The organism is Saccharothrix stipae (genome assembly GCF_054781895.1).
This window is the reverse complement of the sequence record NZ_BAAGTN010000009.1, coordinates 212,485-238,931: the sequence shown is the minus strand read 5'-3', so window position 1 is coordinate 238,931 and position 26,447 is coordinate 212,485. Positions and strand designations below refer to the sequence as shown.

Annotated in this window: 27 protein-coding genes and 1 tRNA gene; 9 read left to right on the top strand and 19 right to left on the bottom strand. The window is 71.6% G+C overall.

The genetic code is table 11. The features are described from left to right. The first annotated feature begins 101 nt into the window (after positions 1–101). Positions 102–467 (top strand): hypothetical protein, encoded by a 366-nt coding sequence (locus ACYVLT_RS24230; RefSeq protein ID WP_461122496.1) that lies wholly within the window; start codon positions 102–104, stop codon positions 465–467. 3 nt (positions 468–470) lie between these two features. Here ACYVLT_RS24230 and rsmI read toward each other — a convergent pair whose 3' ends face one another. Beyond that, the gene (gene rsmI, locus ACYVLT_RS24225; protein WP_461122495.1) at positions 471–1,316 is read right to left on the bottom strand and encodes a 16S rRNA (cytidine(1402)-2'-O)-methyltransferase; all 846 of its coding nucleotides are present in this window, start codon (positions 1,314–1,316) and stop codon (positions 471–473) included. 24 nt (positions 1,317–1,340) lie between these two features. On the opposite strand from rsmI, the gene ACYVLT_RS24220 reads away from it, so the two are divergent. Further along, the gene (locus ACYVLT_RS24220) at positions 1,341–2,912 is read left to right on the top strand and encodes a dolichyl-phosphate-mannose--protein mannosyltransferase (RefSeq protein ID WP_461122494.1); all 1,572 of its coding nucleotides are present in this window, start codon (positions 1,341–1,343) and stop codon (positions 2,910–2,912) included. Here ACYVLT_RS24220 and ACYVLT_RS24215 read toward each other — a convergent pair. Together ACYVLT_RS24215 and ACYVLT_RS24210 are read right to left on the bottom strand one after the other, a co-directional pair. Continuing rightward, on the bottom strand, positions 2,863–4,200 hold the full coding sequence (locus ACYVLT_RS24215) for a hypothetical protein (protein ID WP_461122493.1): 1,338 nt from the start codon (positions 4,198–4,200) through the stop codon (positions 2,863–2,865). The two genes, ACYVLT_RS24220 and ACYVLT_RS24215, sit on opposite strands and share 50 nt — an antisense overlap. A 125-nt stretch (positions 4,201–4,325) precedes the next feature. Further along, positions 4,326–4,784, bottom strand: coding sequence for an Lrp/AsnC family transcriptional regulator (locus ACYVLT_RS24210; RefSeq protein ID WP_461122492.1), 459 nt, complete (start codon positions 4,782–4,784; stop codon positions 4,326–4,328). A gap of 104 nt (positions 4,785–4,888) precedes the next feature. On the opposite strand from ACYVLT_RS24210, the gene ACYVLT_RS24205 reads away from it, so the two are divergent. Together ACYVLT_RS24205 and ACYVLT_RS24200 are read left to right on the top strand one after the other, a co-directional pair. Continuing rightward, positions 4,889–5,281, top strand: a complete 393-nt coding sequence (locus ACYVLT_RS24205) for a DUF2000 domain-containing protein (protein ID WP_461122491.1) — start codon at positions 4,889–4,891, stop codon at positions 5,279–5,281. Further along, a complete protein-coding gene (locus ACYVLT_RS24200; protein ID WP_461122490.1) occupies positions 5,278–6,420 on the top strand; it encodes an APC family permease in 1,143 nt (380 codons plus the stop codon). The genes ACYVLT_RS24205 and ACYVLT_RS24200 overlap by 4 nt, the downstream gene beginning before the upstream one ends. Here ACYVLT_RS24200 and ACYVLT_RS24195 read toward each other — a convergent pair. The 8 genes from ACYVLT_RS24195 to ACYVLT_RS24160 all read right to left on the bottom strand — a co-directional run bounded on the left by ACYVLT_RS24195 (position 6,371) and on the right by ACYVLT_RS24160 (position 16,796). Further along, entirely contained in the window at positions 6,371–8,347 is a 1,977-nt protein-coding gene (locus tag ACYVLT_RS24195) for a serine/threonine-protein kinase (protein ID WP_461122489.1), read from the bottom strand. The genes ACYVLT_RS24200 and ACYVLT_RS24195 overlap by 50 nt on opposite strands. 194 nt (positions 8,348–8,541) lie before the next feature. Next, entirely contained in the window at positions 8,542–9,855 is a 1,314-nt protein-coding gene (locus ACYVLT_RS24190) for an alpha-lytic protease prodomain-containing protein (RefSeq protein ID WP_461122488.1), read from the bottom strand. Between the two features lie 159 nt (positions 9,856–10,014). Further along, the gene (locus tag ACYVLT_RS24185; RefSeq protein WP_461122487.1) at positions 10,015–10,434 is read right to left on the bottom strand and encodes a VOC family protein; all 420 of its coding nucleotides are present in this window, start codon (positions 10,432–10,434) and stop codon (positions 10,015–10,017) included. 30 nt (positions 10,435–10,464) lie between these two features. After that, the gene (locus ACYVLT_RS24180) at positions 10,465–13,437 is read right to left on the bottom strand and encodes a UvrD-helicase domain-containing protein (RefSeq protein WP_461122486.1); all 2,973 of its coding nucleotides are present in this window, start codon (positions 13,435–13,437) and stop codon (positions 10,465–10,467) included. Between the two features lie 74 nt (positions 13,438–13,511). Next, complete coding sequence (locus ACYVLT_RS24175; RefSeq protein ID WP_461122485.1) at positions 13,512–14,351, bottom strand: ABC transporter permease; 840 nt, start codon at positions 14,349–14,351, stop codon at positions 13,512–13,514. After that, positions 14,348–15,307, bottom strand: coding sequence for an ATP-binding cassette domain-containing protein (locus ACYVLT_RS24170; RefSeq protein WP_461122484.1), 960 nt, complete (start codon positions 15,305–15,307; stop codon positions 14,348–14,350). Before ACYVLT_RS24170 ends, ACYVLT_RS24175 begins: the two co-directional genes overlap by 4 nt. A 22-nt stretch (positions 15,308–15,329) precedes the next feature. Next, positions 15,330–16,175, bottom strand: coding sequence for a DUF4097 family beta strand repeat-containing protein (locus ACYVLT_RS24165; protein ID WP_461122483.1), 846 nt, complete (start codon positions 16,173–16,175; stop codon positions 15,330–15,332). A gap of 87 nt (positions 16,176–16,262) precedes the next feature. Beyond that, positions 16,263–16,796: a YlcI/YnfO family protein gene (locus ACYVLT_RS24160; protein ID WP_461122482.1), complete on the bottom strand. Its 534-nt coding sequence runs from the start codon at positions 16,794–16,796 to the stop codon at positions 16,263–16,265. A gap of 83 nt (positions 16,797–16,879) precedes the next feature. On the opposite strand from ACYVLT_RS24160, the gene ACYVLT_RS24155 reads away from it, so the two are divergent. Continuing rightward, positions 16,880–17,530 (top strand): uridine kinase family protein, encoded by a 651-nt coding sequence (locus ACYVLT_RS24155; protein WP_461122481.1) that lies wholly within the window; start codon positions 16,880–16,882, stop codon positions 17,528–17,530. A 238-nt stretch (positions 17,531–17,768) separates the two neighbouring features. On the opposite strand, the gene ACYVLT_RS24150 is transcribed toward ACYVLT_RS24155, so the two are convergent. The 3 genes from ACYVLT_RS24150 to ACYVLT_RS24140 form a co-directional block, all read right to left on the bottom strand. Beyond that, positions 17,769–18,218 carry a hypothetical protein gene (locus ACYVLT_RS24150; RefSeq protein ID WP_461122480.1) on the bottom strand — a complete coding sequence of 150 codons (450 nt, stop codon included), beginning with the start codon at positions 18,216–18,218 and terminating at the stop codon, positions 17,769–17,771. Between the two features lie 743 nt (positions 18,219–18,961). Then, positions 18,962–19,906 (bottom strand): alpha/beta fold hydrolase, encoded by a 945-nt coding sequence (locus ACYVLT_RS24145; protein ID WP_461122479.1) that lies wholly within the window; start codon positions 19,904–19,906, stop codon positions 18,962–18,964. Further along, complete coding sequence (locus ACYVLT_RS24140; RefSeq protein ID WP_461122478.1) at positions 19,899–20,147, bottom strand: hypothetical protein; 249 nt, start codon at positions 20,145–20,147, stop codon at positions 19,899–19,901. Before ACYVLT_RS24140 ends, ACYVLT_RS24145 begins: the two co-directional genes overlap by 8 nt. A gap of 78 nt (positions 20,148–20,225) precedes the next feature. Here ACYVLT_RS24140 and ACYVLT_RS24135 point away from each other — a divergent pair, with 78 nt between their 5' ends. Next, positions 20,226–20,822, top strand: coding sequence for a TetR/AcrR family transcriptional regulator (locus tag ACYVLT_RS24135; RefSeq protein WP_461122477.1), 597 nt, complete (start codon positions 20,226–20,228; stop codon positions 20,820–20,822). Positions 20,823–20,952: 130 nt separating this feature from the next. Here ACYVLT_RS24135 and ACYVLT_RS24130 read toward each other — a convergent pair. The 5 genes from ACYVLT_RS24130 to ACYVLT_RS24110 form a co-directional block, all read right to left on the bottom strand. Beyond that, positions 20,953–21,025: transfer RNA gene (locus ACYVLT_RS24130), tRNA-Ala, on the bottom strand. A 62-nt stretch (positions 21,026–21,087) separates the two neighbouring features. Continuing rightward, on the bottom strand, positions 21,088–21,792 hold the full coding sequence (gene sepX / locus ACYVLT_RS24125; protein ID WP_461122476.1) for a divisome protein SepX/GlpR: 705 nt from the start codon (positions 21,790–21,792) through the stop codon (positions 21,088–21,090). A 161-nt stretch (positions 21,793–21,953) separates the two neighbouring features. Next, positions 21,954–22,610 (bottom strand): GNAT family N-acetyltransferase, encoded by a 657-nt coding sequence (locus ACYVLT_RS24120; protein WP_461122475.1) that lies wholly within the window; start codon positions 22,608–22,610, stop codon positions 21,954–21,956. A 34-nt stretch (positions 22,611–22,644) separates the two neighbouring features. Next, a complete protein-coding gene (gene glp, locus ACYVLT_RS24115; protein WP_461122474.1) occupies positions 22,645–23,883 on the bottom strand; it encodes a molybdotransferase-like divisome protein Glp in 1,239 nt (412 codons plus the stop codon). Between the two features lie 13 nt (positions 23,884–23,896). Next, positions 23,897–24,778: a UTP--glucose-1-phosphate uridylyltransferase gene (locus ACYVLT_RS24110; RefSeq protein WP_461122473.1), complete on the bottom strand. Its 882-nt coding sequence runs from the start codon at positions 24,776–24,778 to the stop codon at positions 23,897–23,899. 38 nt (positions 24,779–24,816) lie between these two features. Between ACYVLT_RS24110 and ACYVLT_RS24105 the strand changes: the two genes are divergently transcribed. The 3 genes from ACYVLT_RS24105 to ACYVLT_RS24095 all read left to right on the top strand — a co-directional run bounded on the left by ACYVLT_RS24105 (position 24,817) and on the right by ACYVLT_RS24095 (position 26,351). After that, positions 24,817–25,392, top strand: coding sequence for a 5-formyltetrahydrofolate cyclo-ligase (locus ACYVLT_RS24105; RefSeq protein WP_461122472.1), 576 nt, complete (start codon positions 24,817–24,819; stop codon positions 25,390–25,392). Positions 25,393–25,493: 101 nt separating this feature from the next. Next, a complete protein-coding gene (locus tag ACYVLT_RS24100) occupies positions 25,494–25,754 on the top strand; it encodes an FmdB family zinc ribbon protein (RefSeq protein WP_461122471.1) in 261 nt (86 codons plus the stop codon). Between the two features lie 87 nt (positions 25,755–25,841). After that, positions 25,842–26,351 carry an SAF domain-containing protein gene (locus ACYVLT_RS24095; protein ID WP_461122470.1) on the top strand — a complete coding sequence of 170 codons (510 nt, stop codon included), beginning with the start codon at positions 25,842–25,844 and terminating at the stop codon, positions 26,349–26,351. The last annotated feature ends 96 nt before the right edge of the window (positions 26,352–26,447 follow it).

Sequence of the window (26,447 nt, the reverse complement as noted above, 5' to 3'; positions counted from 1 at the left end):
GGGCACCGGCCGCGGGTCTCCGTTCGGAGTCGGCGGTTAACGATCTCCCGTGATCGCTCGATGCTCAGCGGTACCCACCCGCTCGACCCCCGGAGCGCCACGTGTCCTACCCCCAGCAGCCACCGTTACCGGCCGACGACCGGCAGTCCGGCGGCTTCCCGGTGCAGCCCTACCAGCAGCCGACCGAGTCCTACCCCGTGCAGCCCTACCAGCAGCAGCCCTTCCAGCAGCCGACGCAGCCGTACCCGGCTCCGCCGCAGGCCCAGCCCTACCCGCCGCAGCAGCCCTACGCCCAGCCCTACCCGCCCCCGCCGTACGTCCAGCCGGTGATGCCGCAGCAGAACGTGCAGGTCAACGTCGTCGCGGCCCGACCGGGGGTGAACCACGGGCTGCACCTGATCCTGACGATCCTGACCTGCGGCCTCTGGGCGATCGTCTGGATCATCGTGGCGATCTCCAACAGCTAGCGGTCAAGGAGCGCTGATCACGGCGTCGTACAGGGCCTTCTTGCTCACCCCCGCCGCCTCGGCGACCTCCGCCGCCGCCGTCTTCGTCCGCTCGCCGTCGGCCACGCGCTGCCTCACCTCGGCCACCAGCGCCTCGATCGGCGGGGCCTCGCGGGCCTCGGCGGGCGCCAGCACGACGGTGACCTCGCCGCGCACGCCCTCGGCGGCCCACTCGGCCAGCTCGCCCAGCCCACCCCGCCTGACCTCCTCGTAGGTCTTGGTCAGCTCCCGGCACACGGCGGCGCGGCGCTCGGGGCCCAGGACGTGGGCGGCGTCGGCGAGGGTGTCCGCCAGCCGGTGGGGTGACTCGAAGAAGACGCACGTCCGGGGCTCGGCCAGCAGGCCGGCGAACCACCGCCGCCGCTCGCCCTGCTTGCGCGGCGGGAAGCCGTCGAAGCAGAAGCGGTCCGACGGCAGGCCCGACACGGCCAGCGCGGTGGTCACGGCGGACGGCCCGGGCAGGCAGGTCACCCGGATGTCCTCCGCCACGCACGCGGCGACCAGGCGGTAGCCGGGGTCGGACACGCTCGGCATGCCGGCGTCGGTCACCAGCACCACCGTCCGCCCCTCCCGCATGGCCTCCAGCAGGCCGGGCAGCCGGGCCGTCTCGACCTGGTCGTAGAAGCTCACCACCCGCCCGGTCGGCGTCACGTCCAGCGCCGCGACCAGCGACCGGAGCCGTCTGGTGTCCTCGGCCGCGATCACGTCGGCCGTGCCCAACGCCTCGACCAGGCGCGGTGAAGCGTCCCGGACGTCGCCGAGCGGAGTAGCCGCCAGCACCAAACGGCCTGATCCAGATACAGGTCTCACGCCTCTCACCCTACGATCGGGCGCGTGAGCCTGATCGCACCGCAGTCCGCAGACGACGTGGTCGCCGCCGGAGAGGTCCCGAAGGCGAGCCCGCCACCGGGCAACGACCGCGAGCAGCGGGCGCGCCTGCTCGAACCCGGCCCGATGAGCGACGCCCTGAGGGGCTGGCTCGTCACGTTGACCGTCGCGCTGATCGGCGGTGTGGTCCGGTTCTGGAACCTCGGGTTCCCGACCGACAAGGGCACCCCGGTCTTCGACGAGAAGCACTACGTGCCGCAGGGCGCGCAGGTGCTGCGCAACGGCGGGTACGAGGACAACGCCGGCTACGAGCTGATCGTCCACCCGCCGCTGGGCAAGCAGCTCATCGCGATCGGCGAGTGGCTGTTCGGCTACGACGGGGTGGGCTGGCGGTTCGCCTCGGCGGTCGCCGGCACGTTGACGATCCTGCTGGTGGTGCGGATCGCCCGGCGGATGACGCGGTCGGACCTGATCGGCGCGATCGCGGGCGTGCTGCTGATCGCGGACGGCGTGAGCCACGTGCAGTCGCGGATGGGGATGCTCGACATCTTCCTGGCGTTCTTCGTGGTGGTCGCGTTCGCCTGCCTGGTGGTGGACCGGGACCAGGTGCGGTCGCGGTTGGCCGTGGCGGTGCGCGAGGGGTGGGTGAACGACTCGCCGCTCGGCCCGTGGCTGGGTTTCCGCTGGTGGCGGTTCGCGGGCGGGATCGCGCTCGGCCTCGCGTGCGGCGTGAAGTGGTCCGGCGTGTGGTACATCGCGTTCTTCGGCGTGCTGACGGTGGTCTGGAGCGCGCTGGCACGGCGTTCGGCGGGCGTGCGGCGGCCGTGGGTCGGGTCGATCGCGAAGGACCTGCTGCCGTCGCTGTTCGCCCTGCTGGTGATCCCGATCCTGGCGTACCTGGCGACGTGGTGGTCGTGGTTCGCGTCGGAGACGGCCATCGACCGACACGTCGCGGGCGTGAAGATCCCCGAGGACGGCTGGATCCCGGCGCCGCTGCGCGCGCTCTGGTACTACAGCGGCAACGTGCTGGACTTCCACACCGGCCTGGTCACGTCGGAGACGAACCGGCACCCGTGGGAGTCGAAGCCGTGGTCGTGGCCGATGGGTCTGCGGCCGATGCTGTACTACTTCGAGGGCGCGGTGCAGGGCTGCGGCGCGGCGAGCTGCGTGGGCGCGATCATGCTGATCGGCACGCCCGCCATGTGGTGGCTGGCGTTCCCGATGCTGGCGTGGGCGATGTGGCAGTCGATCGCCAAGCTGGACTGGCGGTACGCGGCGGTGCTGGTCGGCTACGGCGCGGGCTTCCTGCCGTGGTTCGTCAACGTCGACCGGCAGATGTACTTCTTCTACGTGACGCCGATGGCGCCGTTCCTGGTGCTGGGCATCGCGCTGGCGCTGGGCGAGGTCCTGGGCGCGCGGACGGACGGCCGGGAACGCCGGGGCACCGGTCTGCTCGCGGTCGCCCTCTACGTCGGCCTGGTGGTGGCCAACTTCGTGTGGCTGTGGCCGATCCTCAACGGCATACCGATCACCCCGGAGATCTGGGAAGCCCAGAAGTGGCTTCCATCCTGGAACTGATCCCCGGTCCGTCCGCGAAGGCTTCCCCCGACCGGATCCGCGGCGGTGCGGCGGCCCACGGCTTGAGGTTGCGCACGACGTCCTCGTAGAAGCGCGTGACGGCGCCCGACACGGAGGCGATGAACGAGTCCGGACCGGTGCCGGGCCCGCTGCCCAGCGGGCCCGAGTCGGCGACGCGGAATCCCCGGATCTCCTGCGCCGGGTGCGCCACCAGCGCCGTCGGATCCGCTCTCAGGGTCCCCAGCGGTTGCGACGCGCCCGCGCCGGGACCGTGTGCCGCGAACGCTTCCAGCCGCACGGTGTCGGGCGCGTCCTTCAGCTGGCGGACCAGCCACTCGACCCGGGTGGTGGGGCGGCCTTCCCTCGGCCCGTCCAGGTCGACGTGGCAGGAGACGCGCCCGGTCCGCAGGTCCGCCGTCACCTGGAGCGCGCCGACCGTGCCCGCGACGTGGATGCCCGCGGTCAACCGCCCCTCGGCGACGAGCCGGTCGACCTGCCTGGCTACCCGGGCCTGCGGCTCGGCCAGCTCCCGGCGGGTCAGGGCCGGCGTCACCTCCGCGCCGAGCCTGCGACCGAGTTCGAGGCTCGCGAACCGCACCAGCGCGTCGAAGCGCAAGGCGGCTCCGACCGCGGTCGGGTCGGTCGCGCGCACCGTGCCCGCCTGGACGGACTCGCGCAGCGCCACCCACCCCGGGCCCATGTCCTCGAACGCCATCGTGCCTGATCGCGGGTGCTCCAGGTACCGGATCAGCTCACCGAGGAGCCACGCCCGGTCCGCTTCCGCCACGCCGAGACGCTCCTTCTGCGCCACCGCTTCGCACAACACCTCGGTCCACGACCAGTGGTGCAGGACGACCTCGGCCGGTCGCCGGTCGACCGCGGTCGGGTGGTGGCCGGGCAGCGGCGGTACCTCGTTGGAGATCGTGAGCACCGCGTCGAACCCCCGTGCGCGGGCCAGGTCCAGGAGGTCTTCGAGCTGACCGGCGGGCACCTCGTCGGCGCCGGTCCGCACCTCGACCAGAGCGGTCCACGACCGCTGTCCGCGCACCACGCGGATCACCCCGTCGGCGACCACCTCGCGTCCTCCGAGGTCGAACGGCACCTCGACGAACCCCCGCACGTCGGCGGCGGGCGCGCCGAGGGGTCGGGTGAGCGCCCGCCCGAGCTCATGCACCGCGGACATCACCGCGAGCAGGGCGGACGTGGCCCGTCGTCGCCGTTCATCGGCGCCGTCGAGGCCGGAGGTGGGGATCAACCGCGCGACGTGCGGGTTCTCCTCGGACGTCACGGGCCCCACCTCGCCGACCGTTTCGCTGGAACACGAATCAAGGCCTAGGTCGGCGCGGGTGCGGGATCCGTTAGCCGCGCGGAGGTCGTTCACCCGTTCGCGCACCTACCGCCCGGCCGCGGTGGTCAGCGGGGCAGTTCGGACAGCACCGGGTTGCGGATGCTCTCGTAGATCACCGAGCTGCGGAAGCTGATCACCTCGCGGCGTTCGCTGAGCCGGTCGATGAGGAACTCGTGCAGGTGTTCCAGGTCGGGCACGGCCAGGTGGATGAGGAAGTCGTCGTCCCCCGCCACCACGTACATCGCGGTCACCTCCGGCAGGGCGCCGATCGCGGCCTTGAAGTTGTCGATCACGAGGCGGCTCATCGGGCGCAGGCGTGCCGCGACGAAGGCCTGGACGGGACGGTTCAGCGCGCCCAGGTCCACGTCCGCGTGGTAGCCCTTGATCACGCCGCGTTCACGCAGCGCGCGCACGCGTTCCAGGCACGTCGACGGCGCCACGCCGAGTCGCCTGGCCAGCTCGCGGTTCGTCAACCGCGCATCCAGTTGCAGGTTCCTGATGATCGCCGAATCAAGTTCGTCCACGACCCGATCATGACAGGCGCTGGCGAACGAAGTTCGGTGACTCTGGATCAGGTTGCTCAGGTGCGCAAGTCTGGGCCCAACCCACCGAACGAACGGACTGTCAGTTGCTGCCCGACAAACTCGCCCTGATCCTGCGTGACGACCTGCCGCCCAACCTCGCCGCCAACGCCGCCGTCTGCCTCGGCCTCACCCTCGGCGCCCGCCTGCCGGACCTGCTCGGCGAGGACGCCGCGGACGCGGACGGCACCGTCCACCTCGGCCTGAACACCTACCCGGTGCCGGTGCTGACCACCTCCGCCGAGCACCTCAAGGCCCTGCACCGGGCGGCGGGCGTGCTGAAGATCGGCTTCACCGAGGTCGCCCGCCGCGCCCGCGCCTACTCCGAGTACCTGGAAGCCCTCGCCCGCACCGAAGACCCGGAGTTCGTCGCCGTCGCCCTCTACGGGCCACGCGCGGAGGTCACCCGGCTGACCCGCAAGCTCCCGTTGATGACATGAGGCTCACCGCGATGTACGTGGGCGCGGTCCTCGGCCCCGGCGTGCTGGTGCTGCCGGCCCTGGCCACCGCGGCCGCCGGGCCCGCGTCGGTGCTGGCGTGGGCCGCGCTGCTCGCGTTGAGCGTCCCGATCGCGGTGTCGTTCGCCCGGCTCGGCGAGCGGCACCGCGGCGGGGTGGTCGGTTTCGTGCACACCGCGTTCGGTCGCCCGGCGGCGCGGTCGGTCGCGTGGTGGTTCTACCTGGCCGGTGTGCCGTTCGGGGTGCTCGGCGGCGCGCTGGTCGGCGGCCGGTACATCGCGCACGCGCTGGGCGGCGGCGATCCCGTGATGATCGGCGTCGTGCTGCTGGCCGCCGCGTTCGCCGCGAACTACGCCGGGCTGCGGGTGTCGGCGGGCGCGCAGGTGCTGCTGGTCGGGCTGCTGGCGGTGCTGCTGACCGTGGCCATCGCCTGCGCTGTGCCGAACGTGGCGCGGGCCGACTTCGAGCCTTTCGCACCGCACGGGTGGCTCGCCGTCGGGCACGCCGCCGTGGTGCTGTTCTTCGCGTTCTCCGGCTGGGAGGCGGCGAGCAACCTCGCCGACGAGTTCGCCGACCCGCGGCGGGCGACCCGGCGGACGCTGGTCGTCGTGGCGGTGCTCTACCTGGGGCTCGCGATCACCACGGCGGGCACGACCAGCGACGTCCCGCTCGCCGACCTGCTGGAACGCGCGTTCGGCCCGGCCGCTCGGCCGGTCACGGCGGTGGCCGCGACGCTGCTGACGTTCGGCGCGATCAACACCTACCTGGCGGGCGGCGCACGCCTGGGCGGACGGCACGGCCTGACCGGCCTGCTGGTGCTGTGCGCGCTGCTCACGGCCGTCACCCTGCGCCTGGAGGTCGAGCTGGACACGCTCATGCGGGTCGCGTCGACCACGCTGGCGGCGGTGACGGCGGCGGGTCTGGCCGCCGCCGTCAAGCTCCTCCGCAGCCGCACGGCCGCGTTCGCCCTGGGTTGCACGGCGCTGGTGCTGGCGTTCTCCGGCGCGCTGCTCGCCGTGCCGCTGGTGCTCGGGGTCTTCGCCCTGGTCAGCGCACGGGTCAGCGCCCTGGTCAGCGCACGGGTCGGGTCGGCGGCTCCGGCCGGTCGATCATCCTCGTGACCGGGCCCTCCTTGCTCAGCCCCGCCTGGGTCAGCCACGTGCTCAGCTCGGACCGGATGGCGGTCAGCGACGGCCGCCGGGCCGGGTCGGCGTCGAGGGCGCTGGTGAGCAGCCGGTGGTGCGCGCTGTGCTGGGGCAGCTTCACGCACGGCTCGCCCTGCGCGGCCGCCATCAGCGACGAGATCGGGTTCTCCCGCGTGCCGCGCGGGGGGTGGCCGGTGAGCGCGTAGCTGACCGTCGCGGCCAGCTGCCAGCCGTCCGAGGCGGGGCTGGCCGCCTCGCCGCGGGCGGTCTCCGGTGCGAGGAAGTCGGGCGTGCCGACCATCATCCCGGTGGCGGTGAGGGTGCTGTCGCCCTTCGACCGGGCGATGCCGAAGTCGATCAGGTGCGCGGTGCCCTGGGTGTCCACGATGACGTTGGACGGCTTCACGTCCCGGTGCAGCACGCCCTGCTCGTGTGCGGCGGCCAGCGCGTCGGCCATGTTCACCCAGAGCCGGGCGGCGAGCGTGTCGGCGAGCAGACCGCTGTTCAGCACGACGTCGGACAGCGGCCTGCCGTCGATGTACTCCATCACGATGGCCAGGCCGTCCGGGTCCTGCACGATGTCGAACACGCGCACGCAGTTCGGGTGCCGCACGGCGGCCAGAGCGCGCGCTTCACGCAACATGCGCTGCTCGGTGTCGTTGTCGGGAGCGTGCGCGAGCTTCACCGCGACCGTGCGCGCCAGCTGCTCGTCCACGGCCAGCCACACCGTGCCGAAGCCACCGCGGCCGAGCTGGCGGATCCGCCGGAACCGCCCGGCGGCCGGGTTCCACACCTTGCCGGAGTCGGGCGGGGGCGTCGGCGTACTGCCGGCGCTGCCGCTGCCCGGCCCGAAGGGCAGCGGACCGGGGGTGTCGGCGAGCTGCGCGGGCTGTTCCACCCGGGTCGGCTTGGGCGGCTCGACGGGCACGTCGGCGACCCGCGTCGGCGGGTAGTGCCGCTGCGGCGGCGTCGGTCGGTAGGGCGGGATCGGCTGGTAGGGCGGGATCTGCGCGGGCTGGTAGGGCGGCGGCTTCTCCACCTTGTACGGCGGCGGCTGCTGCGGTTGCCCGCCCTGGGACTGGTGGCCCTGGACCGGCTGGCTCTGTGCCGGCTTGTTCTGGACCGGCTTGTTCTGGACCGGCTGGCTGTGCGCCTGCTGGTGGTGCGCCTGCTGGCTGTGGGGCGGCGGCGTTCTAAACACCGCGGGTTGCGGGCTCGGGTTCCCGCGATCGCGACCGGGGCGGTTCAGCATGGCGGTAGTCAACCCGAAAACCCGCACCACGAGGGAGCCCAACAGCGCGATCGGGAAGAACCCGAGCAGCAGCTGGCCCACCAGCGTGACCGGCAGCGCGGACGTGGACAGCAGCAGCACCAGGAACGGCGGCCAGAACACCCGGCGCGGCCAGCTCGGCCCGAGCCGGAACGCCGAGCCCGCCTGGAGCATCACGAACAGCAGGCACAGCAGCGCCAGCAGCGCCGTCGCACCCGCCGCGATCAGCTGCGGCACGCCCGACCGACCGGTGATCGACTCGACGATCGACCCCGTGCCGACCAGGTACTCGTACTGGCTGAACGCCGCGCACGGCCGCTGGTCCAGCGACTCCATGCCCGCCAGCGCACGGGTGCGCACCAGCTTGTAGGTGGCCGTGAACGCCATCCACGGCAGCACCAGCGTGCTGACCACGCCGAGCACGGCGAAGATCGCGCCGGTGATCGGGCCGTAGGAGTTGCCGACCACGCGGCGGACCGTGATCGACAGCAGCGCGGCGACCGTCGGCAGCACGCCGATCAGGGCGCCGAACGCGGTGACGGTCCAGGCCCAGTCACCCGGGCAGAGGGGCACACCGGACCAGCCGTGCAGCCACGCCAGCAGCGACTCGGCCAGCTCCACGACCCGCACCACCCCTTCTCGTCGTGTCTCAGGGTACGGGGGCGTGCCACACCGGCAGTGCCGTCCGGTGAACATCGTGCAGTTCAGCCCGCGTGGCGCGGGACCGGGGCGAGCGACGGCGCTCCTCGCGTCCCGGTGGCACGGGAGCAGGGTCCGGCTCGCCGCGAGGGCGAGCCGGACCCCCGGCGCGTGCGCTTGCCGCTAGCTCACACGCGCCCCCACAAGGCGGGCACCGTCGGCGGATCCCAGCCCGGTTGGGACGTGTGCCCCTGCAAGCACCTGTACCCGACGCCGTCGTACGTCACGAGGGAGCCGGTCGCGTACGCGACGCCTGGCTGCCAGGTGGTCTGGCCCGGGTTCGTGGTGGTCGTCGTGGTCGGCGAGGTGGTGCTGGTTGGCGTGCCGCCGCCACTGACGATCAACTGGAGGCCGTAGACCTGGAGGATCTCGTTGACCGGCTGGAAGTAGATCGTCCCGCCGGACGTGCAGTTCCCGGAGCCACCGGAGGTGACGCCCTGCGCCTGGTCGCCGGTCAACCACGAGCCGCCGGAGTCGCCGGGCTCGGCGCAGGCGTTCGTGCGGGTCAGACCGGTGATCGTGCCTTCGGGGTAGGTCACGGAGGTGTTCTTCTGCTGGATGGTGCCGCAGCGCCAGCCGGTGGTGGAACCGGAGCGGCAGACCGAGGCACCCACCGGGGCCTCGGTCGAACCCGCCACCGGCACCGTGCCGGGGTAGCGGTTGACCAGGGGCCGGCCGGTGTTGCCCGCGGCCGTGCGGACCCAGGCGTAGTCGTTGCCGGGGAAGCTGGAGCCGGCGAACGTGCCGCTGGGCTGGGTGGTGGTCGCGCCCGTGCGGCCGCAGTGGCCGGCGGTGACGAAGCCGCCGTTGACCGCGAACCCGACCGAGCACCGCGAGCCGCTGCCGATGTAGTAGGCGTTGCCGCCGATCACGTCGATCAGCGGGCGGGGCTCCTCGGTGGACGGTTCGACCCGGACGTCGGTGTCGGTCAGCCCGCTGGCGCGCGCAAACGCTTTCGCGGCGGCCACGTCGCGGGCCAGGACGACCACGGAGTTGGTGGGCACGTCGACGTACCAGCCGGGCACGGACCTCGGCGCGGTGCGGGCGTTGCGGTCGAGCTTGACCTTGAGGGCGTCGAGCTGGGCGAGCGAGCGGCCGACCAGCTCCGGCTTGGCGCCCGCCGCCTCGACGGCCTGGATCTGCGACGCGGCCGTGACGCCGACGACGAGCTCGGTGGCGTCCGCGTTCAGCCAGGCGCCCGCGAAGCCGGGACCGAGCCGTGCCTTGAGGGCGGACTCGGTCCCCGCGGCGACGGCCTCCCGTTCGATGCGGGCCCGGGCCTGGTCGGGGGTGAGGTCGAGGTCGCGCGCCATGGCGGCGACCATGCCGCCGTCCGCGGCGAGCGGTGGTGGACCGGCGGTCGCGGTGGTGGCCAGCGCGGCTGCCAGTCCGGCAGCGCTCAGGACCGCCACGGCGACCGCGGCGACGCTACGTCGAGTCATCCGCTTGTCTCCTTGCAGGGGTGGTGACACGGGATGCGGGGCCGTGCACCCGACGCTAGGCGGCGCGGACGTGCGGCGGATATGCCAGTCACGTCATAACGCCACGTTATGGTCCAGTCCACTTCCGATCTTGGGAGTACCTGCTCCGAGGGGTCGCGATCAGCAGACGCAGAACTCGTTGCCCTCCGGGTCGGCCATGACGACGTGGTGTTCCGGGTCCTCCCGCACCACGCTCCCGCCGGCCTCCAGCAGCTGGTCGACCTTCCTCAGGACCGTCGGCCAGCGCTCCGCCGCCGGCGCCTCCAGGCTCACCCGCACGTCCAGGTGCAACCGGATCTTCTGCGTCTTCGGCTCCCGCACCTGTTGCAGGAACAGCTTCGGGCCCACGCCGGCCGGGTCGTGCAGCCAGGCGCCGTCGTCCTGGTCGTCGTCCGGGTCGGCGAAGTGCGCCGCCCACTCCGCCCTCGTCGCGAACGGCGGGGGCGGGGGCTCGTCCTCGTAGCCCAGCGCCAGCTTCCAGAACTCCGCCAGCCGCGTCGGGTGGTGGCAGTCGAGGGTCAATCCGATGGTGTGCGCCATGACCCGACGGTAGAGCCGGGGTCCGACATTTCAGAGGAGGCTGAGCTGGGTGCCCTTGCGCCGGCGGCGCGGTTGAGGGTCGCCCACCTGCTCGTAGGCGCGCAACGCCGCCAGGAACGGCGACCTCGGCCGCCCGGCCGTGTGGCTCAGGAACAGGTGCCGCTGCGCCCTGGTCATGCCCACGAAGAGCAGGCGGCGCTCCTCGTCCTCCGCTTCACGGTCGTCGTCACCCGGCCACCGCAGCGGCAGCAGACCGTCCTCGCACCCGACGATGAACACGACCGGGAACTCCAGGCCCTTCGACGCGTGCAGCGTGAGCAGCGAGATCCGGTCCGCCCGAGGGTCCCACGTGTCCACCTCCACCCCCAGCGCGAGCGCCGTGTGGAAGCGCTCGAAGTCCTCGCCGCACTCGGCGGCCAACGGCTTGAGCAGCTCGTACGCGGTGTGGTCGTCCCCCGCCACGGCACGCACCCGCTCCAGCACGGTGGCGCCGGCCGCGAACCCGAGGTCGTGCGCGATCCGGGCCACCCCGGGACGGTCCGCCAACCGGTCGTGCGACCGCTTCTGGAACGGCAGGCCGGACTGCGTCAGCGCCTCCACCAACGCCCGCGCCTGCCGGTCGGTCCGGTACAGCACGGCGAAGTCCGAGAAGCCGAGGCCCTGCGTGCCGTCACCCACCACGCGCCCGCTGTCCAGCGCGTGGAACGACGCACCGCCCAGCACCTGCTCGATCGTCCGCGCCACGAACCCCGCCTCGGCGGCCTCCGACGAGGCGTGGTGCACGCCGATGGGTGCGGCGCCGTGGTCCACCATCGGCCGCAGTTCGCGACCCGGCACGAGCGACGACGGTGCGATCACCTCCAGCGCACCCGTCACGACCGCGGCCGAGGACCGGTAGTTCCTGGTCAGGTGCACGGTCCGGGCACCGGGGAAGTCCTCCCGGAACCGCAGGAAGAACCCGACGTCGGCGCCGCGGAACCGGTAGATCGCCTGGTCCGGGTCGCCGATCGCGGTCAGGTTGCCCTCCGGCGGCGCCAGCAGCCGCAGCAGCCGGTACTGCTGCTCGTCCACGTCCTGGTACTCGTCCACCGAGACCCACCGCCACCGCGCGCGGTAGGCGTCGACCAGGTCGGGCGACCCCTCCAGCAACGACAGCGGCAACGAGATCAGGTCGTCGAAGTCCACCAGGTCCTGCGCCCGCAACGCCTTCTTGTACCGGGCGTCACCGGCGGCGATCAGCGCCCGCGCCTCCTTCTCGTCCGCGACGACCGACATCGCCACCGCCGACTGCCGCTCCGGGTCCGCCACCCCGAACGACGCCGACAACCCGAAGGTCGCGCCGTGCTCACGCAGGATCAGCACACCGAGCGAGTGGAACGTCGCGATGGTCAGCCCACCGACGGCGTCCGGCGCCAGCACCGCCAGCCGTTCCGCCATCTCCTCCGCCGCACGCCGGGTGAACGTGATCGCCAGGCACTCGGTCGCCGGCACGCCCCGCGACGTCACCAGGTCCGCGATCCGGTGCGTCAACGTCCGCGTCTTCCCCGTGCCGGGCCCCGCGATGATCAGCAAAGGCCCACCGGCCACCTCGGCCGCCGCCCGCTGCTCCGGGTCCAGCCCGTCCAGCAGCGAAGAGCCGCCGGGGACGACCGCGACCGGAGCCGGAACCGCGACGGGAGCGGGCGCCGGGCGCACGCGCTCCACAGTGGACGGAGCGGGAGCGGCGTAGTCGAACAGGGCGAAGGACGAACGCCGTCGCTCCAGCTCACCCGGCTCGAACACCCGGATCACGCCGTACTCGCCGTCGTACCCCGGGTCGCGCACCACCTCACCGCGCCGCAACCGGGCCACCGCCTCGCCCAGCAACGGCGAGTGCACGGCGATGTCGTCGGCCGGCACGTCCCGCAGGATCACCAGCTCCGGCCCCAGCGCGGCGGTCAGCTTGTCGATCTCACCCAGCACCTTCTTGCTCTTCGGCCCGGTGCCCACGATCTCGCTCACGATCTCCGGCAACGGCACCAGGTTGGTGAACCCGGCCGCGCCCGCGGGCCGCGCGCCGTGCGGCCGGTCGGCCAGCTCCTCCACCCGGCTGAGCACCCCGACCGTCAACGGCTTGCCGCACTCCGGGCAGATCCCGCGGTGCGCCGACGTCTCCTCGGGCTCCATCCGCACACCGCACTTGCGGTGCCCGTCGACGTGGTACTTGCCCTCCTCGGGGAAGAACTCCAAGGAGCCGGCGAACCCGTCACCGGTCTCCAGCGCCGCGCGCACCGAGTAGTAGTCCAACTCCGTGTCGAACAAGGTCGCCTCACGCCCCAGCGCGGGCGGCGAGTGCGCGTCCGAGTTGCTGACCAGCCGGTACTTGTCGAGTCCCGACACCCGCCAGTTCATCTCCGGGTCGGACGACAGGCCGGTCTCCACCGCGAAGACGTGGGACGCGAGGTCGGCGTAGCAGTCCTCGATCGCGTCGAACCCGGACTTCGACCCGAGCACCGCGAACCACGGCGTCCACACGTGCGCGGGCACCAGGTAGCCGCCGCACTCCAGCGTGATCTCCAGCAGGTCGCGCGAGTCCAGCCCGAGGATCGGCCGCCCGTCCGACCCGAGGTTGCCGATCTTGGCCAGCCGGGCGTTGAACCGGGCCGCCGACGACAGGTCCGGCATGTACACGAGGTGGTGCACCTTGCGGGTGCGGTCGTCGCGCTTGTAGATGGTGGAGATCTCCACCGACAGCATGAACCTCACGGGCGCGGTCGCCAGCGACGGCGGCAGCCTGCGGTCGATGTCGCGGTCGAGGTCGTCGCGCAGCCGGAACAGGCCGGGCGAGGCCTCGACCAGGTTCTCGGTCAGGTGGTCGTACCAGGCCGGGTGGGTGAAGTCGCCGGTGCCGACCAGCGAGATCCCCTTGCGCCGGGCCCACCAGGTCAGGTGTTCGAGGTCGCAGTCGCGGCTGCAGGCCCGGGAGTACTTGGAGTGGATGTGAAGATCGGCCACGAAGCGCACCGGCCAGAGCGTAACGGCGGAGCGCCGAGCCCCCGACAGGGACTCAGCGCTCCGCACACCCCCGACTCCCGCCGTTAACGCGAGTCCTCGCGGTTGAACAGCTTCTTCGACCAGAGGTACCCGCCCAGCGCGATGACGGCGCACCAGCCGAGCGCGACCCACGCGTTGTGCCCGATCGGCTTGTCCAGCAACAGGCCCCGCAGGGTCTCGATGATCGGGGTGAACGGCTGGTACTCGGCGAACCAGCGCAGCCCGGCCGGCATCGAGTCGGTGGGCACGAACCCGCTGCCCAGGAACGGCAGCAGCACCAGCGGCATCGGCAGGTTGCTGGCGGACTCGACGGACTTGCTCACCTGGCCGAGCGCGACCGACAACCAGACCAGCGCGAAGGTCACCGCCAGCAGGAAACCGGCCGCGGCGAGCCACTCGACCGGACCGGCGGCGGGCCGGAAACCGACCAGCAGGGCCACGCCGATCACGACCGCCAGGCCGAACACCGCCTGGATCACGCTGCCCAGCACGTGTCCGGTCAGCACCGAGACGCGGGCGATGTGCATGGTGCGGAACCGGGCGATGATGCCCTCGGTCATGTCCATGGCGATCGAGACCGCGGTCCCCTGGACCGTGGCCGACACCGTCATCAGGAGGATCGCGGGCGTCACGTAGTTCGCGTACGCCGCGCGGCCGCCGGCCCCGCCGCCGGGCACCTCCCCGCCGAGCCCGGCGCCCAGCGTGCCGCCGAGCACGTAGACGAACAGCAGCAGGAAGACGACGGGCATCCCGACGAGCATCAGGGTCATCGACGGGTACCGCAGCATGCGCTTGAGGTTGCGGCGCAGCATCGTCACCGAGTCGCGCAGCGGGTGGAAGCGGAGGGCGGCCGGGGCGGGACCGGCGAGGGTCTGGGTGCTCATCGGGAGTTCACCTTCTCGTTGCTGGGGTCGCCGGTGAGGGCGAGGAAGACGTCGTCGAGGTCGGGGGTGTGCACGGACAGCTCCTCGACCTCGACGGCCCGGTCGTCGAGCCGGCCGATCAGGGCCTTCAGCGCGCGCAGGCTGCCGTCGCTGGGCACCCGCAGGGCGAGCGCGTCGTTGTCGGGCGAGACCTGGTCCAGCACGCCGACGGCCGCTTCGAGGCGCTGCCGGTCGGCGAACCGCAGGCGGACGTGCCCACCGGGGATGCGGCGCTTGAGCTCCTCCGCGGTCCCCTCGGCGACCACCCGGCCGCGGTCGAGGACCGCGATCCGGTCCGCCAGCTCGTCGGCTTCCTCCAGGTACTGCGTGGTCAGGAAGATGGTGACGCCGCCCGCCACGAGCTCCCGGACGATCTGCCACATGCCCCGGCGGCTGCGCGGGTCCAGGCCGGTGGTCGGCTCGTCGAGGAAGATCACCTGCGGGTCGCCGACCAGGGTCATCGCCAGGTCGAGCCGGCGCCGCATGCCCCCGGAGTAGGTCGCGACGGGCTTGCGGCCCGCGTTGACCAGGTCGAACCGGTCGAGCAGCTCGGCGGCACGCCGACGGCCCTCGTCCCGACCGAGGTGGTGCAGGTCGGCCATCAGCCGCAGGTTCTCCTCGCCGGTGAGCAGGTTGTCCACCGCGGAGAACTGACCCGTGACGCCGATCGCGGCACGCACCGCGTCCGGTTCGCGGGCCAGGTCGTGCCCGGCCACCCGGACGTCACCGGCGTCGGCGCCGAGCAACGTGGACAGGATCTTGACCGTGGTGGTCTTCCCGGCGCCGTTCGCGCCGAGCAGCGCGAAGACCGTTCCGCGCGGCACGGTCAGGTCGATGCCGTCGAGCACCACGTGGTCGCCGAACGACTTGCGCAGGCCGGTCGCCGTGATCGCCGGCCGGGATTGCTTGCTGGTCATGGTTCTTCCCCTTGCCGGTGGATCAGGAGCGGTGGATGGTGATGTCGCCGTAGGACGTGCGGCCGCGCACCTCGACGGTCTCGTCGGACTCCTCGGGCCGGGCGGCGGTCTCCAGCAGGTTGCGCACGTGCCCGAACCCGGTGTTCACGTCGAGCCAGGCGGCGGTGCCCTCGGCGATGCCGATGTCCAGGCCGCCCATGGCGGTCCCGAGCACGACCGAACCGCGGACCACCTCGCCGAGCCGGATGCTGCCGTTGGAGGTCTTCGCGTCGACGCCGGCGCCGGCCCGCTCGACGGAGATGTCGCCGTTGGCCGAGCGCACCCGCACCTCGCCGGTGGCCGCGTCGATCATCGTGTCGCCGTTGGAGTTCTTGACCACCGCGGTGCCCTCCACCGCGCCGAGCCGGACCTTGCCGGAGCCGGTGGAGACCTCGGCGTCGCCCGCGACGGCCTCGACGGTGACCTCGCCGCTCGACGTGTCCACGCGCAGCGTGCCGGTCCGTTCGAGCCGGAAGTTGCCGACGGAGGTCTTGAACTTGCACTCCCCGAGCCGGCCGGCGCAGAGGGCGTCGCCCAGCTGCGTGTCGGCGGACACCCCGGAGCCGTTGGGCAGTTCGATGGACACCTCGACCGACTTGGTCTTGCGGGAGAAGTCGAAGGGGCGCGCCCGCGGCCCGATCACCCGCAGCACGCCGCCGCTGTAGTCGACGCGGACCTGCTGAGCGGCTTTCACGTCGGACTCGTCGGCTTCGTCGGTCGGGCGGACCTCGACCGCGGTGTCGGTCCGGTCGCTCGCGGTGATCCGGACGTTGCCGACGCCCAGTTCGAGCGTGACGGAGATCGGTTCGGGCGTGTCGAACTTGGGCATGGTCGTCCCCCATCGTGGGTGTGTGAGCCGTTCCCGCAGGTCGGGGAAGCGGTGTGGTGTAACGAAGTGCTTGTGGTGCGGCTCGGGTCAGCGAACCCAGCCGGTGATGCGCTGCTTGGCCCGCTTGCCGCCGGCGTGCGACTCGGGGCGCTGCTCGCGCTCGGACCGCTGCAAGGCCGCGGCCGCCGCCCGGACCAGCCAGGCGTTGACCGAGCGGCCCTCCTTGGCCGCGGCCTCCTCGACGGCGGCCTTGAGCTGCTCGGGCAGGCGCACGTTGATCCGCGCGGCGGGGCCGTCCTCGGCGAGGAGCAGCCCGCTGTCCGGCGCGTCGTCCGCCGTCGTCGGTGCCTGTTCCGCCGCGAAGCCGGCTTGCTCGGCGGGTGGGGCGGTCACGACGAAGTTCGGATCGCGTCCGCGCAGGCGCAGCTCCACCGAGCCGGGGGCCAGGTCCAGGGTGATCTCATCGGCGGCCGCCGACAGCGCGTCCAGCAGCGTCATCCGGATCGCCGATTCGAGTGATCCGGTCAGGCGCTCGACCAGCACACGTGCCTCGTCGCCGCCGGCTTCGGCCAAGGTGGTGAACTCACGTCCGAGGTTGCTCACATACGAGGTCAAGTCCATGGCACCACTCTGGCACACCGATGGCACACACACAAGTCTTCATGGCGTCAGGCGTGGCACCACAGCGAATCCGGGAGTTGCCGATGCGTTTACACCCAGGCGAAATCGAGGCCGTCGACTGGCGGGTGGTGACCGTCCATGACGCCATCCGGCAGCTGCGGGAGGCGTCCCCTGACGTCACCGGACGTCCGCGGGTGATCGCGATCGACGGCCGCGGCGGGGCCGGCAAGACGACCCTGGCCGAGCGGCTGCGCAAGGTGGCACCCCACTCCGCCATCGTGCACACCGACGACATCGCCTGGAACCACGCCTACTTCGACTGGGGCGCCCTGCTCGTCGAGCACGTCCTGCAACCCCTGCACCGGGGCGAGGCGGTCGACTTCCGCCCCGACGCCTGGATCACCCACGACCGCCCCGGCTCCATCACCCTCCCCGCCGGCACCGACTTCGTCTGGGTCGAGGGCACCGGCACCATCCGCGAGGAACTCGCCCCGTGGTGGGACGCCTCGGTGTGGCTGCAGGGCGACCTCGACGAGCAAGAACGTTTGCTGACCGCCCGCGACGGCGACTCTCCCGAGCAACGGGAGCACGTGGCGAACTGGCTGCTGGAAGAACTGCCGTTCCTGTTGCGAGAACAACCGTGGACCCGCGCCACCATGATCGTCGCCGGCCCGGCACCGATCGACCACGACCCGGACACGGAGCTGGTCATCGCCCCACCGATCCGCCCTTGACGACGACCGAGCACCCCTGCCGAAAGCGAAAGGGGCGGGTACCGGTAAGCCGGTACCCGCCCCTCTCGGCGTTCACGAACCAATTTGTGGACACTTGGGCGCAACGTTCATCCACGGCGCGGAAGAGTATGCCGCGATGCCTGATGAACGGCCACCACCCGGCTTACAACGGCCTGGCTGCCGGATCCGACGACCATGGGGTCCGGCATCCGGTTCCCGATCCCGCCAAGCGCTTCTGTTACGGGAAGCAGACGGGTGAACTGTCGATGCGGATTCCGTTCGGAACACCGAGGGAACGCAGGTTCCAGACGAGCGATGCGTCCCCGGCCGTGAGGCACCCGACCGTGCCGTTGGTGTAGCGGATGTAGACGACGTCGTCGTTGCGCGTGTTCACGGCGTAGTAGACGTCCGTTCGGCTGAACGGCTGCCATCCCGAGGTGACCACCTGAAATTGCTCGACCTTCGTCTTGTTCGAGTTGTAGAGGCACGCGAAAGGATACGTGCAGCCCAGCGCTCCCGAAGCGCCGACTTCGCCATCGGCACCGCGCACAGTCGGAGCTTGCGCGCCAGACGTCTCCGTCAGCGGCACGGCGGCGACCTGACCACCCCATGGCACTTCCGCCGAAGCCGAAGCGACAGGAACGGCGAAAACCATTCCTATCAACACGGCAACGATCGCCAAACCCACCGATCTCAACCTGACCGACACTATTCCCCCCTTGACGCAACAATTCCATGCGACCTGGACGCGCAGTCGACACAGTGCAATCCATAACCTGGAACCACGCGGAGGCCTCCCCTTCTTTCGAAGCTAGCACGCCGGATGAGAAACCGTCAGACATGCAGGCGAGTTGGAGCGCATGGAGGGCCGGAAAACATCTGATCGGCGCAGACAAGTTGATCCGACCGGTACGTATCCACGGGATCGGGCCGACTTTGGGCACTGTGCGACTGTCCATCCAGGGGATGCAAATGATCAATGATGCGACCCGCCCCTCCCTTCCGAGCGTGGCCGACGTGCAGGCACGGACCGATGTGCAGCCGACCGCCGGGCCGCAAACCCGCGCGGTGGTACTGGTCGGCGACGCCTCGGCAATCATCCGTGCCCGCGTGGCTGACCTGCCCAAGCGGGCAACCACAACCAGCGCAAGGCCGTCGTGGAGAACTTCGTCGTCAAGGTCAAGATCGCCGGACCGGGCCGGATCGTGCCCGTCGTCCACGTACCCAACCCCACTGAGGTCGCGCACACAGAAAGGGCGGGACCGGACTTGCCGGTTCCCGCCCTTGGAGGCGTTCGCACACCTCGGTCTTCTGTGGAGCTGACTACACAGCATGAGAACTCTGTTGTGGCTGCTCAGGGGCCTGAGCTGCTGATCAAAACCGTTGGTGCCCGTTCCCGTCGCCCCGACGGGGAGCCACGGGGTCCGCAACTCAGCCGACGAGGCTTGTGAGCGCTCGGACCAAAGGCCGGGGATGTTGCGGGCCGAGGTGAGGGGCGTCCAGCGTGTGGACGTCGAACCGGTTGTGCGGGGTCGCCTCGTCCGCTTCGGCGATCATCCGGTCCTGGAGGGCGAGGGGGATGGCCCGGTCGCGGGTGCAGCGCAGGTAGGTGCGCGGGACGCGCCCCCAGGTAGCCGGCTCGCCACGGGCGTCGTCGGTGACCGCGGCCCACGACTCGTCCGGCTCCATGGTGTTGAGGACGGCCAGGAACGCGGGGTCGTCGTAGCCGTCCGCGAGCGCGGCCTTCGCGGCGGCGATGAAACCGCTGTCCGCCGAGCGCCAGTTGGTCCGGGTCACCCCGGTCCGCTCCGGGTCGGTCAGGCTCGGCAGCGTCGGCAACAGCGTGGTCGCGCCCTCCGGGGTCGCGAAGCAGTCCACAACGCTGCGGAACCGGACGCAGCAGAACGCGGTGAGGTACACCAGTCGCGCGATGAGGTGAGGAACCTCGTTGCCGACCCTGGTGATCGTGGCACCGCCCATGCTGTGCCCCACCAGGACGACCGGCCCGTGCGCGGCGACACGGCGGACGACACGCGTGACGTGGTCGACGTTGTCTGCCAGGCGGAGCCCGGCCAGCGGCGATGGCGCGGCCGCCAGGGCAACCGGATCCTGCGGGGCCTGATAGGAGGGCGGGAAGTGCCCGGCGGGTCCGTGCCCCGGCAGGTCCACGGCCAACGCCCGTCGGCCCGCCATCGCCAGTCCGGCGATCAGCGGGGCGAAGGAGCCGGCATTGCCGTTGGCGCCGTGCACGAGCACGAAGGTCGGTTCGCCGCGCTTGGCCGTTCCCTCGCCCGGTTCCCTCGCCGCCCACGCCCCCGCCGCGCTCGTACCGAGCAGGGCCGTGCCCAGGAACCCTCGACGGGAGAGCTCAACCACGAGCGGCCTTCTTCCCCGCCTCGCGCCGGATCAGCCCGTGTACCAGCAGCGCGGCGCCGAGCGCGCCGACGACGAGATCCGACCACGTGGGCGCTCCCGCCACCCGGAGCAGGCCCGACACCCCGAAACTGGTCCGCCACAGGGCCTCCGTGACGGCGGATCCGAATCCCTGGACGACCAGTACCGCACCCAGCACCCACTGGACCGAGAGTGCCGGTTTACCGCTCCTGAGTTGTGCCATGGTGACACCCTCCTGTTTCGATACGACCGTATCGGACCCTACCACGTTCCAATACAGTCGTATCGGTAAGCTGTCACCATGCCGAGGCAGGTTGACCGCGAGGACCGACGACGCCGGATCGCGCAGGCGGCCTGCGAACTGATCGGCCGGGACGGACTGGAGGCCGCGACCCTGCGTGAGGTGGCGGCACAAGCCGAGGTGTCCCTGGGAGCCGTGCAACGGTGCTTCCGCACCAAGGAGGAGATGCTGGTCTTCGCGCAGGAGCACGTGAACCAGCGGGTCACCGAACGTGCTCGGGCGCGGATCGCCGAATCCCCGGAACCGGAGTCGGTCGCGACCATGCTGGAGCAGACGCTGACCGCCATGCTGGCGGTCGACGACGAGAACCTGCTCGACGCGCGCGTCTGGATAGCCTTCACCGCGCAATCCGCCGTCGTCCCCGCCCTCGCCACCGTCCAGCGCGGCCACTACGCCGGATTGGCCGAACTGCTCGTCGTCCTGCTCCGGGCGGGCCAGGAGAACGGGCAGATCAGGCCCGAGGTCGACGCCGGAAGCGAGGCGGACGCGCTCATCACCCTCGCAGACGGTTTGACCGTCCAGGTACTGCTCGGCAGACACACACCCGAGTCGGCACTCGCCGCGCTCCACCGGCGAACCGCCGGTCTGCGGACCTGATCGACCGGGCGAAACCCCTTCAGAGGTCCAGCCGGCGATCCCGACGAGCACCGCGACCGCGGAAGACCACTAATGCAGAAGAGCGGGAACCGGTGAACCGGTTCCCGCTCTTCGTATGCTGTGTCAATTGTGGAGCTGAGGGGAATCGAACCCCTGACCTACTCGATGCGAACGAGTCGCGCTACCAACTGCGCTACAGCCCCGTGTTCCGTTGTGGTGCGGGAGAAGCATATCAGTAGCCGGGGGGTGGTTTTGCCACCCCCCTCTACTCGCCCGACGCCCGTCGGTACGGGAGGGCGTCGGGGCCCTCCAGTTCCACGAACAGCGGGTCCTCGTCGTCCGGGTCGACCACGACGGTGCCGGGGCGGACCTCGTGCTGGAACCTGGGCTGCGGGGACAGGCCCGGCTGGTCACGGTGTGCCTCGGCGTCCGGCGCGGGCTTCGCGGCGGTGGTGGCGAGGGCGTGCGAACGGTCGCCGGCAGGCCTGCCCCCGGTGCGGCGGCGGGCACCGGCGGACCTGGCCACGCGGCGCGCGCGGATGTCCTCCTCGATCCGCACCTGCCGGCGCAGGTACCCGAGGTAGGAGATCAGCGTCACGTCCACCGCGGCGTGGCCCCACCACACCAGCGGGTAGAGCACGCCCGCCACGATGCCGGTGACCACGGCGAGCAGCAGCAACGTCCCGACCACGCGGCGGCGGAAGGCGTACCTCGCCTGGGCCACGATCGCGGCGGTCTCCGGGTCGTAGCCGCCCCGGCCGGGGCGGAACGACCGGTGCTCGACGAACTCGTCGGCGTCCGGCTCGTCGTAGTGGTCGTAGTCCTCGAACTCCGCGTCGACATCGGGCATGGCGTCGTACTCCTCCTCCACGCCGCCGCGCGACGCGTCGGCGCGCTTGCGCGCGACCATCGGCACGAGGACGACCAACCAGGCCACGACCAGCCCCACGACGATCAGCGAGCTCGGCATCCCCGTCACCTCCCCCTACCCCGCGGCGCGCTCGGTGGTGCGCATGCCACGCTAGTCACAACAGTCACACCTGTGTCGGAGGCACGCCGACTGGCGTACGTACCAAAGTGTGGTGTATCACCCACTTTCGGGTGATCCGAATAAGCCGGTCGGCCCGCAGATCAGGCAGTTCGGGCGTATCCCTGTGCGACCAATCGGCGTACCAATCCTTCCGGCGCGGTCTCCTCGGCGGTCATCGCGAAGCAGAGGTGGTCGCGCCAGTCGCCTGCCACGTCGAGGTACCGCCGGAACAGGCCCTCCTCGCGGAAACCGGCCTTGGCTAGCACCCGGAGGCTGGCCCCGTTCTCCGGGCGGACGGTCGCCTCCAGCCGGTGCAGCCCGCCCTCGCCGAAGCAGTGGTCCACCACGAGCGCCAGCGCCGCCGTGGCCACGCCGCCGCGCGCCCGGTCGGCCGCCACCCAGTAGCCGACCCACGCCGAGCGCAGCGAGCCGCGCACGATGTTGCCCACGGTGATCTGCCCGGCCGGCTCGCCGTCCACGGTGATCACGAACGGCAGCGCCTGGCCGCGCCGGGCCAGGGACTTCAGCGACGACCACTGCGCGGGCCACGCCAGCGGCGAGTTGCGCTCGTGCCACCCCTCGGCGGCCGTGGGCTCCCAGTCCTCCAGGTACGCCCGGTCGCGCAGCCGGGCCCGCGACCACGCCGAGGCGTCGAACAGCTTCGGCGGGCGCAGCGCCACCAGACCCGCGTCGACGCGCAGCGGTCCGAGCCGCGCGGGCCAGCCGGGGTGCCGACCACCGTCACCCGCGAAACTCATCTATCCCCTCTGTGCTCGTCTTCTCGCCGGGCATTCACCCTCGTTGGGCGAGGAAGCTGACCATGATCTCCTCGCCGACCGCCACGTCGGTCACGTCCTCGTCGACCATGATCAGGCAGTTCGCCTCGGCCAACGACGCCAGCAGGTGCGACCCGGAGGTACCCAGCGGCTGCACCAGGTACTCGCCGTTGTCCGCGTCGCGCAGCAGCTGGCCGCGCAGGTAGCCGCGCCGCCCCTTGGTCGAGGTCAGCGGCGACAGCAGCCGCGCGCTGACCGCCCGCCGGTACGGGTTGCGCTTGCCCAGCGCGGCCCGGATCAGCGGACGCACCAGCACTTCGAAAACGACCAGGGCGCTCATCGGGTTCGCGGGCAGCAGGAACGTCGGCACCGCGTCCGGTCCGAGCCGGCCGAAGCCCTGCACCGAGCCGGGGTGCATGGCCACCCTGGTCACGTCGACGTCACCGAGGTCGGCGAGCGCGGCACGCACCTCGTCGCCGATGACGCCCCCGACGCCACCCGCGACGACCACGATCTCCGACAGCAGCAACCTGCCCTCGACGACCTCCCGCATCCGGCGCGGGTCGGACGACTGGATCCCGACCCGGCTGACCTCGGCCCCCGCGTCCCGCGCCGCGGCGGCCAGCGCGTAGGAGTTGACGTCGTAGACCTGCCCCTGGCCGGGGGTGCGGTCGACGTCGACCAGCTCCTCGCCGATCGAGATCACCGACACCCGCGGCCGGGGGTGGACCAGCACCTTGTTGCGGCCGACCGCGGCGAGCAGGCCGACCTGGGCGGCGCCGATGGACGCGCCGCGGCGCACCGCGACGTCACCGGTCTGCACGTCCTCGCCGGTGCGCCGGACGAACGCCGCGGACGGCACCGAGCGCCGCACGGTCACCTTCACCGGGTGCCCGTCGGTGTCGCCGCCGTCGATGTAGGCCAGGGGCACCACGGCGTCGGCCAGCGTCGGCAGCGGCGCGCCGGTCGCGACCCGGACCGCCTGGCCGGGTTGCAGCCGTCTGGGCTGGCGCGACCCCGCGGGGATCTCGCCGACCACGGGAAGCGTGACCGGTTCCTCGTTGGCGGCCTGCACGTCGACGCTGCGCACGGCGTAGCCGTCGACCGCCGCCTGGTCGAAACCGGGCAACGCGCGCTCGGCGACGACCTCCTCGGCGCAGAGCAGGCCCTGCGACTCGGAGATGGCCACCCGCACGGGGGCCGGCCGCACGGCGGCGGCGACCACCTTGGCGAGCTGCTCGTCCACTGACCTCATGTGTTGACCTCGTTCAGGAGTCGGCGAGGCGTGCCCGCAACCACTCCCCCAGCTCGGGCCCGTAATCCGGGTGCTCAAGTGCGAAGTCAACCGCAGCTTTGAGGAATCCCCCCGGATTGCCCAGGTCGTGTCGCCCACCCCGGTGGACCACGACGTGCACCGGGTGACCCTCGTTGATCAGCAGCGCGATGGCGTCGGTGAGCTGGAGCTCGCCGCCCGCGCCGGGCGTGATGCGCTTGAGCGCGTCGAAGATCGCCCGGTCGAGCAGGTAGCGGCCGGCCGCGGCGAACGTCGACGGCGCGTCCTCCGGCTTGGGCTTCTCGACCATGCCGACGACCCGCTTGACGTCGTCCTCACCGGTGTCCTCGACGTCGAAGACGCCGTAGGCGGAGATCTGGTCCCTGGGGATGTCGAACGCGCACAGCACGCTGCCGCCGTGCTTCTCGCGGACCGCAGCCATCGTCTTCAGCACGCCCGTGGGCAGCACGAGGTCGTCCGGCAGCAGCACGGCGACGGCCTCGTCCGCGCCGGTCAGGTTGCCCTCGGCGCAGCCGACCGCGTGGCCGAGGCCCAGGGCCTTGTCCTGGAGCGCGGTCTCGACGGTGAGCAGGTTCGACGCGCGGCGGACCTTGGCGAGCAGGTCGGTCTTGCCGCGCTCCTCGAGCGTCGCCTCCAGCTCCGGCTGCGGGCGGAAGTACTCCGCCACCGCGTCCTTGCCGGGCGAGGTCACGATCACGAGCTTCGTCGCGCCCGCTTCGGCGGCTTCGGTGGCGACCAGCTCGATGCCGGGGGTGTCGACGACCGGCAGCAGCTCCTTGGGCACCGCTTTGGTGGTGGGGAGGAAGCGCGTGCCCAGGCCTGCCGCCGGCACGATTGCTGTCTGGAAGGCGCTCATGAGCTGCGAGCGTAACGGCGCGCTTAGGGTGACCTGCCATGACGTCCGGTGAACGTGATCGGAAGGCGACTCTGCGCGCACGGCTGCGGGCCGCCCGGCGCGGCGCGGTGATGCCCGCGCTGTCGACCGAGGTGCTGCTCACCCTCACCGAGTTCACGGTTTCCGCTGGTGAGACCGTCTGTGCCTACGTCGCTTCGCCCTTGGAGCCGGGCTCGCTCGCCATGGTGGACGCCCTGCGGTCGCGCGGACTGCGGGTGCTGCTGCCCGTGGTCGTCGGCAACGACCTGGACTGGGCCGCGTACGACGGCCGGCTGCGCGTGGGCGCGTACGGCCTGCGGGAACCGGTCGGCCCGTTGCTGGGTGCGGCGCAGGTGCACTCGGCGGCGTTGGTGCTGGTGCCGGCGCTGGCGGTCGACCACTCCGGGGTGCGGTTGGGCAAGGGCGGGGGCTACTACGACCGGTCGCTGAGGTTGTACACAGGTCCGAAAGTGGCTCTTGTGCGCGACGAGGAGTTCGTGCCGTCGCTGCCGGCGGAACCGCACGACGTCCGGGTGGACGCGGTGCTGACACCCGGACGGGGGGTCGTGCGGCTGCCGTTGGCCACGTCGCTGTGACGTTGACCTGTGATGTTTGCGCCACATATGCCGGGTGGCGCATCATCGTTGTTGGCACTCGTGACGGAGGAGTGCCAACCAGGACTCGTGGAGGGCTCACCGTGCCGACCTACCAGTACGCCTGCACCGAGTGCGACCACCGGTTCGAAGCGGTGCAGTCCTTCTCGGACACCGCGCTGACCGCGTGCCCCGAGTGCTCCGGCAAGCTGCGCAAGCTCTACGGCGCGGTCGGTGTCGTCTTCAAGGGCAGCGGCTTCTACCGGACCGACAGCCGTTCGTCGTCGGCTCCGAAGAGCGAGGCGCCCGCCGCCAAGAAGACCGAGACCGCGACCTCCACCACCCCGGCCGCCGCCGCCTCCTGACCCACCAGTTGTCCACAGCCCCCGAGTTGTCCACAACTCGGGGGTTCCCGCTGTCCCCCCGAACACCCAGTCCCTAACGTCGGGACCATGCTCCTGCACCTGAGAAGGATCCTGGCGGCCCTGCTGGCCCTGGTAGCCATCGGCGTGGCCGTGCTCCCGGACAACACGACCGTCGACCTCCTCGTCGCCGCCCACGACCTCGCCCCAGGCGTGCCCCTGGGCCCTGAGGACGTGCGGACCGTCGCCGTACCCCCCGCCCTCTCCCCCGCAGGCGCAATCCCCCGATCCGACGCCCTGGGCCGCACCCTCATCTCCGCCGCACGATCGGGCGAACCACTAACCGACGCCCGCTTAACCCCGATCGACCCGGACGTGTCATCAGTAGCCGTCCGCCTATCCGACTCCGCCCTGGCCGGCCTGCTGAGACCGGGCAGCCGAGTCGACGTAGTAGGCCCAAGCGCCCAAGTCCTCGCCTCCGACGCCTCCGTAGTCACAGTCCGCGAGGGCAACCTGGCCATCATCTCCACCACCCGAACCGCCGCCCACCAAATAGCCACCGAATCCCTGACCGGCCCAGTCGCCCTAACCCTCCGCTAACCCCTGCCCTCCCCCGGCCCCGCAGCGCACCCACAACGCCCACAACGGCCCCGGCGCACCCCCACCGAGGCTCGATTTGACATGGCTTCGGCCTGC

Excerpts from the sequence above, each read along its gene's own strand:
- ACYVLT_RS24200 (WP_461122490.1), top strand. The coding sequence starts at position 5,278 with ATGAGGCTCACCGCGATGTACGTGGGCGCGGTCCTCGGCCCCGGCGTG.
- ACYVLT_RS24190 (WP_461122488.1), bottom strand. The coding sequence starts at position 9,855 with ATGACTCGACGTAGCGTCGCCGCGGTCGCCGTGGCGGTCCTGAGCGCT.
- ACYVLT_RS24185 (WP_461122487.1), bottom strand. The coding sequence starts at position 10,434 with ATGGCGCACACCATCGGATTGACCCTCGACTGCCACCACCCGACGCGG.
- ACYVLT_RS24175 (WP_461122485.1), bottom strand. The coding sequence starts at position 14,351 with ATGAGCACCCAGACCCTCGCCGGTCCCGCCCCGGCCGCCCTCCGCTTC.
- ACYVLT_RS24170 (WP_461122484.1), bottom strand. The coding sequence starts at position 15,307 with ATGACCAGCAAGCAATCCCGGCCGGCGATCACGGCGACCGGCCTGCGC.
- ACYVLT_RS24165 (WP_461122483.1), bottom strand. The coding sequence starts at position 16,175 with ATGCCCAAGTTCGACACGCCCGAACCGATCTCCGTCACGCTCGAACTG.
- ACYVLT_RS24160 (WP_461122482.1), bottom strand. The coding sequence starts at position 16,796 with ATGGACTTGACCTCGTATGTGAGCAACCTCGGACGTGAGTTCACCACC.
- ACYVLT_RS24155 (WP_461122481.1), top strand. The coding sequence starts at position 16,880 with ATGCGTTTACACCCAGGCGAAATCGAGGCCGTCGACTGGCGGGTGGTG.
- ACYVLT_RS24140 (WP_461122478.1), bottom strand. The coding sequence starts at position 20,147 with ATGGCACAACTCAGGAGCGGTAAACCGGCACTCTCGGTCCAGTGGGTG.
- ACYVLT_RS24135 (WP_461122477.1), top strand. The coding sequence starts at position 20,226 with ATGCCGAGGCAGGTTGACCGCGAGGACCGACGACGCCGGATCGCGCAG.
- sepX (WP_461122476.1), bottom strand. The coding sequence starts at position 21,792 with ATGCCGAGCTCGCTGATCGTCGTGGGGCTGGTCGTGGCCTGGTTGGTC.
- ACYVLT_RS24120 (WP_461122475.1), bottom strand. The coding sequence starts at position 22,610 with ATGAGTTTCGCGGGTGACGGTGGTCGGCACCCCGGCTGGCCCGCGCGG.
- glp (WP_461122474.1), bottom strand. The coding sequence starts at position 23,883 with ATGAGGTCAGTGGACGAGCAGCTCGCCAAGGTGGTCGCCGCCGCCGTG.
- ACYVLT_RS24110 (WP_461122473.1), bottom strand. The coding sequence starts at position 24,778 with ATGAGCGCCTTCCAGACAGCAATCGTGCCGGCGGCAGGCCTGGGCACG.
- ACYVLT_RS24105 (WP_461122472.1), top strand. The coding sequence starts at position 24,817 with ATGACGTCCGGTGAACGTGATCGGAAGGCGACTCTGCGCGCACGGCTG.
- ACYVLT_RS24095 (WP_461122470.1), top strand. The coding sequence starts at position 25,842 with ATGCTCCTGCACCTGAGAAGGATCCTGGCGGCCCTGCTGGCCCTGGTA.